The following is a 16950-nucleotide window of genomic DNA, read 5'->3' on the forward strand; positions in this document are numbered from 1 at the left end:
AGAATCTCAGAATCTCAGAATCTCAGAATCTCAGAATCTCAGAATCTCAGAATCTCAAAAAAAAATCAATAATCTAAAATCTAAAATTTCTAAATGGGTGCTTTTGTAATTAGCAAACGATTTAATGATGAATATAAGTTTACGTTTACTTCTCGAAAGGGGAAAGTGATATTTACAAGTTTGAGTTATGAATTAAGGTTTGAATGCGAGGAAGATATTGAGAAATTTAAAGTAAATATTGATCAGGCGAAATTTTTGAAATTTAAAGGCTCTGGAGGGAAGTATTTCTTTAAATTGATGCTTGGGGATGTTCACTTTGCTACGAGTCGAAAATATAGTACTGAATTGCTTTTGCAAAAAGGAATAAAAGAAATTGTGACGTATTCTCCCAAGTCGGAGATTTTGGATTTTTCTTCGAGTGAATCGATTTTTGGTGATGAAGAGTTTGAAGAGGAAATGGAAGAAGCTGCGGAGTGAAAAAAGACAGGTAATAAAAAAAGCGTTTGTAAATACAGACGCTTTTTTTATTTGTTATGGATTAATGGAAGGGTTAATCGCATAAAAAAAAAACCATCTTAAAAGATGGTTTTAAAATCGTTAGAACTTAGGTTCTAATTATTTTTTTACTTCTTCTACTTTAGCAGCAGCAGAATCAACTTTAGCAGCAGCAGAATCAACAGTTGCAGCAGCAGAATCAACAACAGCAGCAGCAGAATCAACAGTTACAGCAGTAGAATCTACAGCAGCTTCTGTAGCAGCAGCGTCAGCTTTTTTACAAGATACAACAGTTAAAACAGCAACAACAGCTAAACTTAAAAATACTTTTTTCATCTTACTTTATTATAAAAGGTTAATTATTAATTCGTGGCAAAGATATAAATTTTTTAATACGTAAAATATTTTTTCACTTTTTTTTTAAAATATTTTCCTTACTCACGATTATCTTATTTATCAAATAATATGCCAAAATAAAGAAAATAATTTATATTGTTGTATGTTTTGTGTAAATTATTTTTTGTTGAAAATTCTATCGTTGTTTTGGCTCTTTTAATTGGATTTGTTGTGGTTTATTTTGTTTTTTAAGCGTTTTTGTAAACAATCATGTTTTCTGAAAACCGGTTTTAATCAGTTTAATTTTCATAAAAATGTCTTCGATTGCTTTGTAATTTACTATTGGATAGTGTGTAAAACGTTTTTTAATATGGTTTCAGTTGCTCCTTTGTTGCTTTGAATGAACGATTTGCAAATTTCACTTTTCTCTTTAAAGAAAGAATTGTCGGAGAGTAATTTGTCAAAAATTGCTTTTAATTCATTTGTATTGGAGATAACAGTGCATCCTTCTAATTCTACCAGCGAAACTGCCTCGGCAAAATTGGCATAATTTGGACCAATTACAATTGGAATTCCAAAGGTTGCGGGTTCTAAGATATTATGGATTCCTGGATTTCCAAATCCGCCCCCAACATAAGCAATTGTCCCATAGCTGTAGATTTTGGTTAAAATTCCAATAGTATCAATTATAAAGACATTGTACTTAGATAAATCTTTGTTTTCTTTTTCTGAAAATAAAATGGCTGGTTTTTTAAGCTGTGATTTAAGATTTGAAATCTGATCGGCTTTAATGTTGTGCGGTGCAATGATGAATTTTACATTCTCGGGCGCTTGATTGATGTATTCAGCAATTAAAACTTCATCTTTTGGCCAAGAACTTCCAATTACAATAGTTTGTTGATTGTTTTTAAAATTTTCGACATAATCAAGAGAATTATCTCTTTCTAAAATTGCGGCAACTCTGTCAAAACGAGTATCGCCAGAAACAATTACATTGTTAAAGCCTATAGCCTCAATTTTTTGTTTCGAACTTTCATTCTGAACAAAGAAATAAGTAAAAGCTTTTAAAGCATTTCGATAAAATCCACCGTACCATTTAAAAAACATTTGGTTGTCTCTGAAAATTCCGGAAATTAAAAAAGTTGGGGTTTTGCTTTTTTCGAGCTCCTTCAAATAGTTGAGCCAAAATTCATATTTGATAAAAAATGCAAATTCTGGATGTACTAATTTTAAAAAACGTTTGGCATTGCTTTTAGTGTCAAGAGGAAGGTAGATTGTAACATCGGCAACTGTATTGTTTTTACGCACTTCGTATCCAGATGGAGAAAAAAAGGTTACAATTATTTTGTGAGAAGGGAATTTTTCTTTGATTTTTTCTATAACAGGAAGCCCTTGTTCGTATTCGCCAAGTGAAGCAGAGTGGAACCAAATGGTTTTGTCTTCTGTTTTGATTTTTTCTTCCAAAATCAAAAAGACGTTTTTTCTGCCTTCAATAAAAAGCTTAATTTTCGGACTAAATAGTGCTATTATTCTTAAGAAAAATCCTGCGAGGTATAGGGTTACGTTGTATAAAAAAAGCATGTGATTTTTTTTGCAGCTAAATTACATTTCTTTCGACTATTTTCATTGGTTTGAAGCTATTAATAACTATTTTTGTTCCTCCTTTTAGAGATTTCTATCCAAAATAGAGTCTTTAAGTTTTAAACATTATTCAAAAATGAAAAAAATACAAATGGTTGACTTAAAGAGTCAATACGAAAAAATAAAATCTACCGTAGACGCTTCAATTCAAGAAGTTTTAGATACTAATACTTATATTAACGGACCTTTAGTTCATCAGTTTCAAAAAAATCTTGAACACTATTTGGGAGTAAAACATGTTATCCCTTGCGCAAATGGTACCGATGCTTTGCAGATTGCCATGATGGGATTGGATTTGAAGCCAGGTGATGAGGTTATTACAGCCGATTTTACTTTTGCGGCTACAGTTGAGGTAATTGCCTTGTTGCAATTGACTCCTGTTTTGGTTGATGTTGATTTACATAATATGAACATTGATATTGAAGCAGTAAAAAAAGCTATTACACCAAAAACAAAAGCAATTGTTCCAGTTCATTTATTTGGACGTGCCGCAAACATGGATGCGATTATGGAAATTGCCGCTGAGCATAATTTATATGTAATCGAAGATAATGCACAAGCAATTGGTGCGGATTATGTTTCTAAATCTGGTGCAAAAACAAAAGTTGGTGTAATTGGGCATGTTGCGGCAACTTCATTCTTTCCTTCTAAAAACTTAGGGTGTTATGGAGATGGAGGAGCAATTTTTACAAATGATGATAAATTGGCTCACATCATCCGCGGAATCGTAAATCACGGAATGTACGAGCGTTACCATCATGATGTTGTGGGGGTAAATTCCCGTTTAGATAGTATTCAGGCTGGAGTTTTAAATGCAAAACTTCCTCTTTTAGATGAGTATAATGCGGCGCGCCGTTTGGCTGCAACTAAATACAATGCAGCTTTTGCTGGAAATGCAAAAATTATTACGCCAGATTTTGATGCAAACGAAAATGATCATGTTTTTCATCAGTATGTGTTAAGAATTTTAGATGCTGATAGAAATGCTTTAATGCAGCATTTGCTGGATAAAGGAATTCCTTGTGCGATTTATTATCCAATTCCGTTGCACTCTCAAAAAGCATATCTAGATCCTCGTTACAAAGAAGATCAGTTTCCTGTTACCAATAAATTAGTCCAGGAAGTAATCGCTTTGCCAATGCATACTGAGCTTGATGATGAGCAGATTAAATTTATAACTGATTCTGTTTTAGAATTTTTAAATAAATAAAACTATGAAAAGAGCTGGTCTTTTAGTTTTGATGTTATTTCTTCAGTTTTCGGTTTTGGCTCAAAAAACGAATTCTAAAGAAGAGAACGCTGTGAGTAGTCAAGTGGAAATATTGCGTCAAGCAATGATTGATGCTGATGGTGCAAAATTAAAAGCTTTAACTTCAGCTCAGTTATCTTACGTTCATTCTAATGGTAATTTTCAAAACCAATCTGAATTTATAGATGGAATTGTAAGTGGTAAATCTGATTTTGTGTCAATTGATTTTCAGAATCAGACTATAAATGTTCAGAATGATGTGGCTATAGTTAGACATGTTTTGTCGGCTCATACCAAAGATGACGGAATAGATAGAGATATTAAAATAGGGATAATGCTAGTTTGGCAAAAGCAAAAAAATAAATGGATTCTTATTGCTAGGCAGGCTTATAAATTAACTACATAAAAAACAACCGCAAAATGAAAGTATTAGTAACAGGAGGACTTGGATTTATTGGATCTCATACTGTAGTCGAATTGCAAAATGAAGGCTATGAAGTAGTGATAATTGATAATCTTTCCAATTCTTCAGAAGATGTTTTAGGTGGGATTACAGCCATTACAGGAAAAACACCTTTGTTTGAGAAAATTGATTTAAGAGAAAAAAGTGCCGTTCAGGATTTCTTTAAAAAACATAATGATGTTACTGGAGTAATTCATTTTGCTGCTTCAAAAGCGGTTGGTGAAAGTGTCGAAAATCCATTGTTGTATTATGAAAACAATATCAACAGTTTAGTGTATTTATTGCAGGAATTGAAAGAAAAACCAGAAGCTAGTTTTATTTTCAGTTCTTCTTGTACGGTTTACGGACAAGCCGAAAAAATGCCTATTACAGAAGATGCTCCAGTTCAGGTAGCGATGTCTCCTTATGGAAATACAAAGCAGATTGGAGAAGAAATTATTACAGATACTGCAAAAGTTACCAATATCAGTGCTATTCTATTGCGTTATTTTAATCCGATTGGAGCACACGAATCGGTTCAAATTGGAGAATTGCCTTTGGGAGTTCCTCAGAATTTAGTTCCGTTTATTACACAAACAGGAGTTGGTTTGCGTCAGGAATTATCTGTTTTTGGAAATGATTATCCAACACCAGACGGAACTGCTGTTCGTGATTACATTCACGTAGTGGATTTAGCAAAAGCACACGTAATTGCCTTACAGCGATTATTAAATAAAAAGAATTTAGCAAAAGTTGAAACTTTCAATTTAGGAACAGGAACGGGAAGTTCTGTTTTAGAAGTGATTCATAGTTTTGAAAAAGTTAGCGATAAAAAACTGCCATACAAAATTATGCCTCGACGTGAGGGAGATGTTACAGAAGCTTATGCAAATACAGATAAAGCAAATAATGTCTTAGGATGGAAGGCTGAACTAAGTTTAGATGAAGCTATGGCTAGTGCTTGGAAATGGGAACAAAAAGTGAGGAATAAATAATTTTTAATAAAATTATAAATTTTTAAGATCCCAGATTATAGTAATATAGTTTGGGATCTTTTTTTAATGGCATTTTTATGAAACAAAATTTAGATTACAAATTAATATTCTCTCTTGCCACTGTTGGAATTATTTGGGGAACAACGTTTTTAGGAATCCGTGTTGCGGTTGAAACGATTCCGCCTTGGTTTGTAACTTCAATTCGTCAGGGATTGGCGGGACTAATTATGATGATGATTTTATTATTCAAAAAAGAATTAAAATGGATTGGATGGGAAAATTTAAAACACCAGCTTGTACCTTCTATTTTGATGATTGTAGTGGCGAATGGTTTTACAACCGTTGCAGAACAGACTGTGCCAAGCGGACTAGCGTCGGTAATCAGTGCGATGTCTCCTATACTTATTTTTCTGGGCAGCATTTTGTTTAAACTACAAAAACCAAGTTTTAAAGGATTTATTGGAGTTATAATAGGATTTTCGGGAGTCGTTTTTATATTTAAAGATGGACTGGGATCTTTTTTAGATGCCGATTACAGAATTGGAATGATGTTTATGGGATTTGCGATTACTGCTTGGGCGGCTGGAACAATTTACACCAAACTTCATGGGAATAAATCTAAAAATATAGTTCTTAATTTATTTTACCAGTTTACAATGGCTTCGTGCATTCAGATTGTTTTGGCATTTATTTTTTCACCTACGATTGATGTGAATTTATGGAGTACTAAAAGTATTTTAGCAGCATTATATTTGTCGATTTTTGGTTCTGTAATTGCTTTTTTCAGTTATAATTATGCTTTAAAACACGTTACTCCAGTTCAAGTTTCTATTTTGTCCTACATCAATACAGTAATTGCAGTTTTCTTGGGCTGGTTGCTTTTAGATGAAGTAATTACAGTTGATTTTATTATCGCTACAGCTCTTATTATTCTTGGAGTTTTTATTGTGAATTACAAGAAGAAGGAAAAGAAGACTGTATAAATTTTGATTCGTTTTATTTTGTAAATTTGTAAGAATTTAAAATGTAGGAATAATGGATTCGGATAAAGAAAATAAAAAAAAGGACAAGGTTGAAGAGCCAAGAGTAGAATACGAAGTTCAAAAAACAAAATTTAAAGGTATAGATCGTGAAACCTTTGATTTTGATACGGAATTTGCAAAAGGATTAACACCTGAAGAGTTTAAAGCTGAAATGTCTAAACGAATAAAAGCTTATCCTTGGAAAAAATAATTTTCGAAAATACCGTTCTAGAATATTTTGATAATTTAGTTTACACACTTTTTAAGGAAGAGTATTTTGGTTTTTCTGAATCTGCTCAGAATTATATAGATAAAATAGTTGGTTTTATTATTTCGAGTATTTCTAGTTTTCCTCATAAGAAAACTCCAAAATCACTTGAATATTTGGGTTTGAATTATGTTTTTTATAAATCTAATGCAAGAACAACGTGGTATATCTTTTTTGAAAAAAAGAATCAAAATTATCTTATTACTGGAATTCTAAATAATTACAATGAAGAAGCAAAAGAATTATAAAACAAAATCCTCATAAACCAATTTCAATGTCTATGAGGATTTTTTATATGTATAGTTTTTTTAACTGAAAACTGAGACCGCGACTGAAAACTAATTAAGCATTAGCCGTAGCAGCTTCTTTATCAATTTTATTAATCAAACCAGTTAAAACTTTTCCAGGACCAACTTCAGTAAACAAAGTAGCTCCGTCAGCAATCATTTGCTGTACAGACTGAGTCCATTTTACAGGAGCAGTTAATTGAATAATTAAGTTCTTTTTAATTTCGGCAGCATCAGAAACAGCATTTGCTGTAACGTTTTGATATACTGGACAGCTTGGAGTAGAGAAAGTAGTTGCTTCGATTGCAGCAGCCAATTCTTCTCTTGCAGGTTCCATCATTGGAGAGTGGAAAGCACCTCCAACAGGTAAAATTAAAGCACGTTTTGCTCCCGCAGCTTTCATGGCTTCGCAAGCTTTTTCAACTGCTGAAGTTTCTCCGGAAATAACTAATTGTCCTGGGCAGTTATAGTTAGCCGCAACCACAACACCATCGATAGAGGCACAAACTTCTTCCACAACATTATCAGCTAAACCTAAAACAGCAGCCATTGTAGATGGAGTGATTTCGCAAGCTTTTTGCATTGCTAATGCACGTTGAGAAACTAATTTTAAACCATCTTCAAAAGATAAAGTCCCGTTAGCAACCAAAGCCGAAAATTCGCCTAATGAATGTCCCGCAACCATTTCCGGTTTGAAATCTTCTAAAGTTTTAGCTAAAATAACAGAGTGTAAAAATACAGCTGGCTGTGTAACTTTAGTTTCTTTTAGTTCTTCGGCAGTACCTTCAAACATAATATCTGTAATTCTGAAACCTAATATTTCATTAGCTTTTTCGAATAATTCTTTGGCTAAAGCCGAATTTTCATAAAGGTCTTTACCCATTCCTGTGAATTGTGCCCCTTGACCTGGAAATACGTATGCTTTCATTTGTCTAATTTTATTTATACTTTTTTTGGAAATTGAAAAGTAGTTTCAATTGGACGGCAAAAATAATACTTTTTTAGCTTGTATAACCCTTAAACATATAAATCCATGCTAATCTTGAAAATCTCAGATTAAAAGGAGTGAGTAAAGTTATGACAACAGCAATGATAGGAAGGATTCTTAAATCGAAGTTTGTTTCGAAAAAATACTGTGCTATGCAATAGGTTGCAATTCCTTGAGCCACTGTTAATCCGTAGTTTACATACATCGCGCCAAAGAAATAGCCAGGCTCTTTTTGGAATTTATAATGGCAGTGACTGCAGTATTCATTCATTTTTGGGAAACTGAAATTAAGAAAGATATTCTTGTCTGTAAAAACTTTTCCTTTATGACAAACAGGACATTCGTTTTTTAAAATATGAGTTAATGCGCTTGACATGATATTGTTAATTTTTGTTTATACAAAGGTAATTCAGAGCGTTATAAAAGTCTTTTGAGTATCTTCGCTTATTATAGCACAATAAAGACATTTTGTCTTTAAATTTCAAAGAATAAAATTCCAAATTCCAAAATGAAAAAGTATCCCATTTATAGTGTTCAGAATTTCAGTTGTAATGATATTCATCGCGATTTTTATGTGAATACTTTTAAAGAACATTTAAAAAGTCACAGTTTTGTCGAAGAACCACATCGTCATGATTCGTATTTAATGGTCTTTTTTACCAAAGGTTCTGGATTGCATGAAGTCGATTTTGATCAATTCGAAATCAAAAGAGGAAGTTTGTTTGTGCTACAGCCTGGGCAGATGCATCATTGGAATTTGTCTGAAGATATTGAAGGTTTTGTAATTATCTTTTCGCAGGAATTGTACAATCTGTATTTCGGACAGAAAAAAATCAACGATTACAACTTTTACCATTCCATTCAAAACCGACCTGAAATGGTTTTTGAAGAAAAGGAAATTCCCAAAATCCTTCCATATTTCGATTTGCTGATTCAGGAAAATAACCAAGATAATAAATATCAATTAGACAAATTACTGAATTTGTTGGATTGCATTCATATCGAAGTAGCGAGAAAATATGGAGAAACCTATTCGCATCAAACACATTCATATAATATCAAAATCAACAAGTTTGAATCGCTTTTAGAAGAATATTTCAGAACTCAAAAATTGCCTTCGTTTTATGCAGAAAAGCTAAATATTACACTAAAACATTTAAACAGAATCTGCAACGAAATTCTACAAAAAACAGCCACAGAAGTAATTACAGATCGTGTAATTCTAGAAATAAAAAGAATGCTGATTGACAAACAATTGGCGGTGAATGAAGTTGCATTCAAAGTAGGCTACGAAGATTATTCCTATTTCTCCCGCTTCTTCAAAAAACAAACCGGAATCTCGCCAACAGAATTTAGAAACACAGTACGTTGATTTTTTTTTTAGCCACGAATTACACGAATTTCCACGAATTATTATTTTATTTTTTGCCACAGATTAAAAGGATTATTTGGATTTTAAATCTGTGAAAATCTTTTTAATCTGTGGCAAAAATTTTCGGCGTGAGAGAAAAAATTTGTGGAAATTCGTGTAATTCGTGGCAAACAAAAAGCCCTGCAAAATGCAGGGCTTCAATAACCAACCAATTAAATCTAAAACCAAATAGATTAGGCTTGTTTTACAAATTGTAATTCAATATTCAAACGAACTTCTTCGCCTACTAAAACACCACCAGTTTCAAGAGCTGAGTTCCAGTTTAAACCCCAATCTTTACGATTAATTTTTCCTTCTATGCTTAAACCAACTTTAGTATTTCCCCAAGGATCAGTCATGATACCGCTAAATTCTACAGGAAATTTAACAGATTTAGAAACGCCTTTGATAGTTAAATCTCCAGTTAATTCATAATCTCCATCATCAATTTTTTTGAAAGATGAAGCTTTGAAAGTTAATTTTGGATTGTTTTCTGCATCAAAGAAATCAGCACTTCTTAAGTGTCCGTCTCTGTCTGCATTTGCAGTATCGATAGAAGCGATATCGCCAGAAAATTCGATTGCTGCATTTTCGAAATCATTTCCTTCTGTAGTAATTGTAGCGTCGTAAGTTCCAAATTTTCCTGAAACATTAGTAAACATCATGTGTTTAACTTTAAAACCAATTTCTGAGTGAGTTGGGTCAATTGACCATTTTGTAGTTGCCATAATTTTATTTTTTTTAATAATTAATTTGTTTCATTTTGATAAGACAAAGTTACGGTGACAGTTGTCCTGGAGCACTTAACCTAGATTAAGAAATAAAAAATGTGATTTTTTTTGCCACAGATTACACGGATTAAAAGGATTAAAAAAGATATTGCCACTAATTACACGAATTTCCACTAATTTTAATTCAACTTATTTCGTGGAAATTCGTGTAATTAGTGGCGAATAAAAATCACTTTAATCCGTGTAATCTGTGGCGAAAAAACTATCCATAAAGCTTAGCTTTTGTTATTCATATAAAATGTCAGCGCACCAGACGGACATTTGTTAACAGTTGAAATTATTTTCTCAGTTGTAGAGTGCTCTGGAGTAATCCAAGGTTTTTCTTTTGGACGAAAAACATCCGGATTGTTTTTGACACAATTGGCCGAATGTATGCATTTTCCAGATTGCCAAACAATCGTTACTTCGCCGTTTGTATATTCTTTAGTTAGGTTATTTGGATTCATTATCGAAAATTTTAAATAGTTAGTTTTAAATGAATTAAGACCAATTTTCATCTAATAAAAATACGTTTTCTTTTTGAGTTTCGATGAAATTTGGACAAAAAAAGAAACGATAATAAGCTGAAAATCAACTTAAATATCGTTTCTAAAAAAAATATTAATTGTAATCTTGAATTAGTAATTCATCGGAATATCCATTAATAAAAATTCAGCGTCTGTATTGGCTTTAATAGTTAAAGTGTCAGTTCCTGAAATTCCAACCGCATCACGAGAATTCAATTCTTGACCGTTGATGGTTACATTTCCTTTTAAAACGAAAGCATAAACTCCGTTTCCTTCTTTTTTGATTTTATATTCTGTTGCGATTCCGGCGTCAAAATTCCCCATGTTGAACCAAGCATCTTGGTGAATCCAAACACCTTCGTCGTCTGCATTTGGAGATAAAACCTGAGACAATTTGTTATGTCTGTCGGCAACATCCAAAGTGATTTGCTGATAACGTGGTGTAACATTTCTTTTGTTTGGAAACAACCAAATCTGCAACAATTTAGTCTGCTGATCTGCATTTGGGTTAAATTCACTATGCTGAATTCCGGTTCCGGCACTCATTACCTGAATATCACCATTTTTGATGATTTCAGTATTTCCCATACTGTCTTTGTGGGCCAAATCACCTTCTAGCGGAATTGTAATGATTTCCATATTATCGTGCGGATGCGTTCCGAAACCCATTCCTGCAGCAATCGTATCATCATTCAAAACACGAAGCGCTCCAAACTGAATTCTATCCGGATTGTACCAGCTCGCAAAACTAAAACTATGATAAGCGTTCAACCATCCGTGATTTGCATTTCCTCTTGATTCTGCTTTGTGCAATACTATATTTTCCATGATTTGTCCTTTCTTTTATTTTTATAGTACAAAGATACGGCCGATGTATACGAAAAGCACTTAATCTAGGTTAAGAAAAGATTCTGAGGTTCTAAGATGCTGAGGTTCTAAGTTTTTTTTGAAGCAGAGATTTTGGTTTTCAAAAGACGTTCAGTCCCGCTATCCGTTTCAATCTTTTGTGGTGAACCCCACCACAAAAGGATTTCCACTTCTATCGGGGCTAAACGAGAATTTTTTGTTTTCAAAAGAAGTTGTATTTATGATTGATCACAAAGTATGGCCGTGTAGTTTGTCATTCCGAGGAACGAGGAATCTCCACAAGAAGCTCCGTATAGTATGTCGACAATCTTTGTGGAGATTCCTCGTTCCTCAGAATGACAAATAGGGCGTGATAAAAGGATAGAGCTTAATTATTTAATCCTAACCAATTTCCCCTTTCCAACCACTTCATCAAGATAATTCGCAACAAGGCTTTGCTTGTCATGCATAAAAAAAGGAATAGTATCTTTTACAATCTGATCTTTTGGAATGCTGATAATCAAATCGGTATTAATAAAATTATCCAATAATATTACGTTGCCATAAGAAACTTTCCCTTTCGGCAGATATTTGTTATCAAAAGCAAAAACACTGTCCTTAAAAGTAATTTTATCTTTTAAGATATAAGCGTTATCGTCTTCAATCAAATAATTGTAACGGCCAGTAAGTTTCTCCGTTTTTTGGTTGAAGTTGATAAAAAACAAGGTTATTAGTAAGGCAAAATATTTCATGGCATTCTAACTATATTGATTCATAAACTGCTGTACAACTGCATCCGTGTTCTCATGGCGTTTCTTTCTTTCTAAAACAATTGGCGGAGCAGCTCTCTCTAAACAGTCTTTTACAGCACAAGTTTCGCAAGTTACACCAACAATTCGTTTTACCAAAGGTTTTCCATCAATGAGCTTGAATTTCTTTTTCATTGTCGGATTAATCAAAATTCCAACCGAAATACTTCGAATAGTATCATGCAAAAAAGGATCTTTTGTGGCCGATGAAAAAACTAAATATTCATTTCCACTATTGGCATAGCTGGATATTTGAGCATCAAAAAAATGAGCTTTATTTTGTTTAATCGCTTCATCAATTGTTTTGACCGAAACCCATCTTCTGCAATAATGTTCGTTGGTTTCGTTTGCATGCGGTTCCTGCTGATGTGTAATGTGCAATTCTTTATTTATTTGGTAAAAATCAGAGCCAATTTTATGTGATAAGCGTAAGAAGAATAAGTTTTTCAGCTGAAAATCTTTCGGCAATAAATTGGTCAATCGTTGATAAAAAGATTCTGGTGAAACTTCAAAACTTTCTATTAAAGAAACAAATTCTTCCGGTTTCGGATTTTCATTTTCTAAAAAATGATTGATTTTATCTACAACCAATTTTCTCGGTAATAATAAAGCGCCGGCAAAATAAGAAGCATAAAAATTATTCAGAACCTGATCGAAATTGTCAAATTTAATCCAGCTAAACGTCAGCAGACGATCAGAAATCTTCATGTAATTATAGGCAATTTCTTTAGCTAAAATAAAAGCTTTTTGCGGAGCATCAAGTTCGGTAGAAAGCAATAAAGTTTTGCTTTTTGGGACATAAATCGAACGCAAATCATCTAAAGCTTCTTGGTCTGTAAAAGCAATTTCTTGAATTTTATATTCGTATTCTTCTTTTAAAATTGCTTCCAATTCTTCAATACTGATTTTAGAATCCAAATTGATTTGAAATGATTTCGAAAACGCAATTACTTTTTCTTCTAAATCTTCAAAATAATTGCTGTGCGCTTCCTGATACGAACGCAAAGAAGCTAAAAAGAAACTTTCACGACTTAAATTATAATGTTGTGCAATTTCGATAATCGTACTAATAAAGGCATTGACTTTGGCGGGAGCATTAGCAATAATATCAATTAAATCCGCTTCCTGAATTCCGAAAAGCTCTAGCGGAATCTCTTTTAAAATTCCGGATTTTAAGATTTCGCCAATCGGAGCGAGGTTGTTATCTAGTTTTAAAGACACCATTTGGTCGTAAGTCACGTCCAAATGTTCGCATAAAAGCAAAATTTTATCTGTTTTGGGATATTTTTTTCCCTTTTCAATCTCGTTTAAATACGATTTTGAAAGATTAGTCAATTTGGCCAAACCAAAAAGAGACAAGTTTTTTTGTGTGCGAACCTGTTTCATTTTTAGCCCAAAAATCAGCTTTATATAGTCTTTTTCGATATCCATAATCCAAATGTAAGTAATATAAAAATAATCGCCAAAAAAATATTTTTAAAATTTAGCGAACGTTCGCTTGTTTTGTAAAAAACTTTTTTATAACATTGTATCGTTGAAACTTATTAATTATGAATTAGTTATGATTGATATGTTTTTAACGAAATGAAATAAAAAACAGAAAATCTGTTTTGTTAAATAAAAAATTAAAATCTGCAGCTATGAAAAACCAATTAGAGATCACTGAAATGGCTATAGAATTCCTAGCCGACAAAAAGCTTGCTTATCCAAAAATCTGGACAGAAGAAGCAACTGCGTTTATTATCGAATTGCATAAAAAATTCGAATCGCAAAGAAAATTACTGCTTTTACAAAGAGAACAGAAACAAGTCACTTTTGATCAGGGAATCATGCCGGTTTTTATTCCAGAAACCAAAAGCATCAGAGAAAGTAATTGGACAGCTGGAGAAATTCCCAAAGATTTATTAGATAGAAGAGTAGAAATTACTGGGCCAGTTGACCGAAAAATGATTATCAATGCTTTGAATTCGGGTGCTAAAACTTTTATGGCCGATTTTGAAGACAGCACATCACCAACTTGGCAAAACCTGATGGACGGCCAAATGAATTTGATTGATGCCGTTAACAAAACCATCACGTTTACGGATTTGGTGAAGCAGAAATCGTATCATTTAAACGAAAGAATCGCAACGCTGATTGTTCGTCCAAGAGGTTTGCATCTTCCTGAAAAACATGTTTTGATTGAAGGAAAAGAAATTTCGGGTTCTTTGGTAGATTTTGGTTTATATGTTTTTCACAATCACAAAAAACTTTTAGAAAACAATTCAGGACCGTATTTCTACATTCCGAAATTGGAACATTATCTAGAAGCAAGATGGTGGAATACTGTAATTGATTTTACAGAAGATTATCTAAATCTGAAACGAGGAACGATAAAAGTGACGGTTTTGATTGAAACCATAACGGCAAGTTTTCAGTTGGATGAAATCATTTATGAATTAAAAGAACATATCGTTGGCTTGAACTGCGGGCGTTGGGATTATATTTTCTCTTACATCAAAAAGTTTAGAAAAAATCCAAAATTCATCGTTCCAGATCGTGATCAGGTAACTATGACTTCACCTTTTATGAATGCCTATTCAAATCTGGTAATTCAGAGATGTCATAAAAGAGGAATTCATGCAATTGGAGGAATGGCAGCTCAAATTCCGATTCGAAATAATGAAGAAGCAAATGCTATCGCTTTCTCAAAAGTAAAAACCGACAAAGAACGTGAAGTTCGAAACGGCCACGATGGAACTTGGGTGGCGCATCCGGATTTAGTTTCAATAGCAAAAGAGATTTTTGATAAAGGAATGCCAACTCCAAATCAGATTCATGTTAAAAGAGAACATCGAAAAATCACAGAAGCAGATTTGATCGAACCGCCAATTGGATTAATCACAGAAAACGGCGTGAGAAAAAACATCAATGTAGCGGTTTTATATCTGGCTTCGTGGCTAAACGGACAAGGTGCGGCCGCTTTGCATAATTTGATGGAAGATGCGGCAACGGCTGAAATTTCAAGATCGCAATTGTGGCAATGGCTTCAAAATAAAGTGATTTTAGATAATGGACGAAAATTAGATTTGACATATTATCATGAATTGGTTTTAGATGAATGCCAAAAAATCAAAGAAGAATTAGGAGAAGAAAATCACGAAAAACAGCAATTTCCATTAGCCGAAAAATTGCTGGAACGATTGGTTGTAAACCTGCATTTTGTGGATTTCCTTACGATTCCTTGCTACAAATATTTATAAAAAAAATCTGCTTGATCTGCCAAATCTGCGAGCGAATAATTTTTTCCCGCAGATTTAGAAGATTAGGCAGATAAAATTTAGTCTTAAACAATTTAAACACATAGAAACATAGTTTTAGTATTTACATAAAAAAGGAAGAAGAAAAAAACTAGTTTTTCACACATAGTCCCGATAGCTATCGGGATGTATTGAAACAAGTGAAACGCCTTTAACCGCAAAGCATAACTATGTCTCTATGTGTTAAAAAAATAGGTCTAGTTAAAAACTGAACACTTTTAGCTGTGTACTGAACACTATTACTTACTAACCAACTTAACTTTATCATTTATGAAAACAACAGAAGACAGAATTCAGGAATTGATTAACGATTGGATTACGAACCCGAGATGGAAAGGCGTGGAACGCCCTTACACTGCGAGCGAAGTAGTGACACTTCAGGGATCGTATAAAATTGAGCATTCTATTGCCAAAATAGGTGCAGAAAAATTATGGAGAAAGTTAAAAAGTCAGGATTATGTTGCGGGTTTGGGAGCGTTGACTGGAAATCAGGCGATTCAGGAAGTCGATGCAGGGTTAGAAGCAATTTATTTAAGCGGATGGCAGGTTGCGGCTGATGCAAATCTGGCTGGCGAAATGTATCCTGATCAATCGCTTTATCCTGTAAACAGCGTGCCGATGGTGGTAAAAAAGATCAATAACGCTTTATTGCGCGCCGATCAAATTCAGACTGTAAATAATATTGAAGATAAAAAAGATTATTTAGTGCCGATTGTGGCTGATGCTGAAGCAGGTTTTGGAGGAAACCTAAATGCTTTCGAATTAATGAAATCCATGATTGAAGCGGGAGCTTCTGGAGTTCATTTTGAAGACCAGTTGAGTTCTGCCAAAAAGTGCGGGCATTTGGGCGGAAAGGTTTTGGTTCCGACTCAAGAAGCAATCAATAAACTAATTGCAGCTAGATTAGCTTCGGATGTTATGGGAGTTCCAACTTTAATTGTTGCTAGAACAGATGCCGATGCGGCAAATTTATTAACAAGCGACGCAGATCCAAGAGACAGGAAATTTTTGACTGGAGAAAAAACGCCTGAAGGTTTCTTCTATGTAAAAAACGGAATAGATCAGGGAATTGCAAGAGGTTTGAGCTATGCTCCTTATGCCGATTTAATCTGGATGGAAACCAGTAATCCAGATTTAGATTATGCGAGAAAGTTTGCAAAAGCAATGAAAAAGGAATTTCCAGATAAAATGTTAGCTTATAATTGTTCTCCATCTTTCAACTGGGCAGCAAAATTATCAGTTGCTGAAATGGAAACGTTTAGAGAAGATTTGGCCGAAATGGGGTATAGTTTCCAGTTCATCACTTTGGCAGGATTCCACGCTTTGAACACAAGTATGTTTGAATTGTCTAAAGCCTACAAAGAACGCGGAATGGCAGGATATTCTGAATTGCAAGAGCGAGAATTCGCATTACAACAAAACGGATTCAGAGCGGTAAAACATCAAGCTTTTGTAGGAACTTCTTATTTCGATGCAGTTCAAAATACAGTAATGCTAGGGAAATCAGCAATTACGGCGATGGAACATTCTACCGAGGTTGAGCAATTTTAATTTTTTTTCCGCCA

General features: G+C 33.5%; 19 protein-coding genes. 10 read left to right on the plus strand and 9 right to left on the minus strand.

All coding sequences use genetic code 11. From position 1 onward, the window contains the following. Positions 1 to 93: 93 nt before the first annotated feature. Entirely contained in the window at positions 94 to 477 is a 384-nt protein-coding gene (locus BM289_RS08525; RefSeq protein ID WP_091492462.1) for a DUF1508 domain-containing protein, read from the plus strand. A 138-nt stretch (positions 478 to 615) separates the two neighbouring features. On the opposite strand, the gene BM289_RS08530 is transcribed toward BM289_RS08525, so the two are convergent. Further along, positions 616 to 831: a PG1828 family lipoprotein gene (locus BM289_RS08530; protein ID WP_091492463.1), complete on the minus strand. Its 216-nt coding sequence runs from the start codon at positions 829 to 831 to the stop codon at positions 616 to 618. Between the two features lie 339 nt (positions 832 to 1170). After that, a complete protein-coding gene (locus BM289_RS08535) occupies positions 1171 to 2412 on the minus strand; it encodes a 3-deoxy-D-manno-octulosonic acid transferase (protein WP_091492465.1) in 1242 nt (413 codons plus the stop codon). A 136-nt stretch (positions 2413 to 2548) separates the two neighbouring features. Between BM289_RS08535 and BM289_RS08540 the strand changes: the two genes are divergently transcribed. The 6 genes from BM289_RS08540 (at position 2549) to BM289_RS08565 (ending at position 6696) form a co-directional block, all read left to right on the plus strand. Beyond that, positions 2549 to 3682 carry a DegT/DnrJ/EryC1/StrS family aminotransferase gene (locus BM289_RS08540; RefSeq protein WP_091492466.1) on the plus strand — a complete coding sequence of 378 codons (1134 nt, stop codon included), beginning with the start codon at positions 2549 to 2551 and terminating at the stop codon, positions 3680 to 3682. Between the two features lie 4 nt (positions 3683 to 3686). Continuing rightward, the gene (locus BM289_RS08545) at positions 3687 to 4127 is read left to right on the plus strand and encodes a nuclear transport factor 2 family protein (protein WP_091492468.1); all 441 of its coding nucleotides are present in this window, start codon (positions 3687 to 3689) and stop codon (positions 4125 to 4127) included. A 14-nt stretch (positions 4128 to 4141) separates the two neighbouring features. Beyond that, the gene (galE, locus tag BM289_RS08550) at positions 4142 to 5158 is read left to right on the plus strand and encodes a UDP-glucose 4-epimerase GalE (protein WP_091492469.1); all 1017 of its coding nucleotides are present in this window, start codon (positions 4142 to 4144) and stop codon (positions 5156 to 5158) included. A 77-nt stretch (positions 5159 to 5235) separates the two neighbouring features. Further along, a complete protein-coding gene (locus tag BM289_RS08555; RefSeq protein ID WP_091492471.1) occupies positions 5236 to 6141 on the plus strand; it encodes a DMT family transporter in 906 nt (301 codons plus the stop codon). A gap of 52 nt (positions 6142 to 6193) precedes the next feature. Then, positions 6194 to 6391 (plus strand): hypothetical protein, encoded by a 198-nt coding sequence (locus BM289_RS08560; protein ID WP_091492472.1) that lies wholly within the window; start codon positions 6194 to 6196, stop codon positions 6389 to 6391. Next, positions 6379 to 6696: a hypothetical protein gene (locus BM289_RS08565; RefSeq protein WP_091492474.1), complete on the plus strand. Its 318-nt coding sequence runs from the start codon at positions 6379 to 6381 to the stop codon at positions 6694 to 6696. Before BM289_RS08560 ends, BM289_RS08565 begins: the two co-directional genes overlap by 13 nt. Before the next feature lie 94 nt (positions 6697 to 6790). Here BM289_RS08565 and fabD read toward each other — a convergent pair whose 3' ends face one another. Then, on the minus strand, positions 6791 to 7663 hold the full coding sequence (gene fabD / locus BM289_RS08570) for an ACP S-malonyltransferase (protein WP_091492475.1): 873 nt from the start codon (positions 7661 to 7663) through the stop codon (positions 6791 to 6793). A gap of 73 nt (positions 7664 to 7736) precedes the next feature. Further along, the gene (locus BM289_RS08575) at positions 7737 to 8099 is read right to left on the minus strand and encodes a DUF983 domain-containing protein (RefSeq protein ID WP_091492477.1); all 363 of its coding nucleotides are present in this window, start codon (positions 8097 to 8099) and stop codon (positions 7737 to 7739) included. Between the two features lie 132 nt (positions 8100 to 8231). On the opposite strand from BM289_RS08575, the gene BM289_RS08580 reads away from it, so the two are divergent. Then, complete coding sequence (locus BM289_RS08580) at positions 8232 to 9095, plus strand: helix-turn-helix domain-containing protein (RefSeq protein ID WP_091492478.1); 864 nt, start codon at positions 8232 to 8234, stop codon at positions 9093 to 9095. A gap of 233 nt (positions 9096 to 9328) precedes the next feature. On the opposite strand, the gene BM289_RS08585 is transcribed toward BM289_RS08580, so the two are convergent. From BM289_RS08585 to BM289_RS08605, 5 genes are all read right to left on the minus strand, one after another. Then, positions 9329 to 9862 (minus strand): YceI family protein, encoded by a 534-nt coding sequence (locus tag BM289_RS08585; RefSeq protein WP_091492480.1) that lies wholly within the window; start codon positions 9860 to 9862, stop codon positions 9329 to 9331. A 278-nt stretch (positions 9863 to 10140) separates the two neighbouring features. Continuing rightward, the gene (locus BM289_RS08590; RefSeq protein WP_091492853.1) at positions 10141 to 10371 is read right to left on the minus strand and encodes a (4Fe-4S)-binding protein; all 231 of its coding nucleotides are present in this window, start codon (positions 10369 to 10371) and stop codon (positions 10141 to 10143) included. A 171-nt stretch (positions 10372 to 10542) separates the two neighbouring features. Next, positions 10543 to 11259 (minus strand): pirin family protein, encoded by a 717-nt coding sequence (locus tag BM289_RS08595; protein WP_091492481.1) that lies wholly within the window; start codon positions 11257 to 11259, stop codon positions 10543 to 10545. A gap of 410 nt (positions 11260 to 11669) precedes the next feature. Further along, on the minus strand, positions 11670 to 12029 hold the full coding sequence (locus BM289_RS08600; RefSeq protein WP_091492483.1) for a hypothetical protein: 360 nt from the start codon (positions 12027 to 12029) through the stop codon (positions 11670 to 11672). Positions 12030 to 12035: 6 nt separating this feature from the next. Continuing rightward, entirely contained in the window at positions 12036 to 13517 is a 1482-nt protein-coding gene (locus BM289_RS08605) for a helix-turn-helix domain-containing protein (RefSeq protein WP_091492484.1), read from the minus strand. Between the two features lie 209 nt (positions 13518 to 13726). Between BM289_RS08605 and aceB the strand changes: the two genes are divergently transcribed. Then, positions 13727 to 15328: a malate synthase A gene (gene aceB / locus BM289_RS08610; RefSeq protein ID WP_091492855.1), complete on the plus strand. Its 1602-nt coding sequence runs from the start codon at positions 13727 to 13729 to the stop codon at positions 15326 to 15328. 327 nt (positions 15329 to 15655) lie between these two features. Further along, positions 15656 to 16936: an isocitrate lyase gene (aceA, locus tag BM289_RS08615; protein WP_091492485.1), complete on the plus strand. Its 1281-nt coding sequence runs from the start codon at positions 15656 to 15658 to the stop codon at positions 16934 to 16936. Positions 16937 to 16950: the final 14 nt, after the last annotated feature.

This window comes from Flavobacterium phragmitis, assembly GCF_900112575.1.
GTDB classification, from domain to species: domain Bacteria; phylum Bacteroidota; class Bacteroidia; order Flavobacteriales; family Flavobacteriaceae; genus Flavobacterium; species Flavobacterium phragmitis.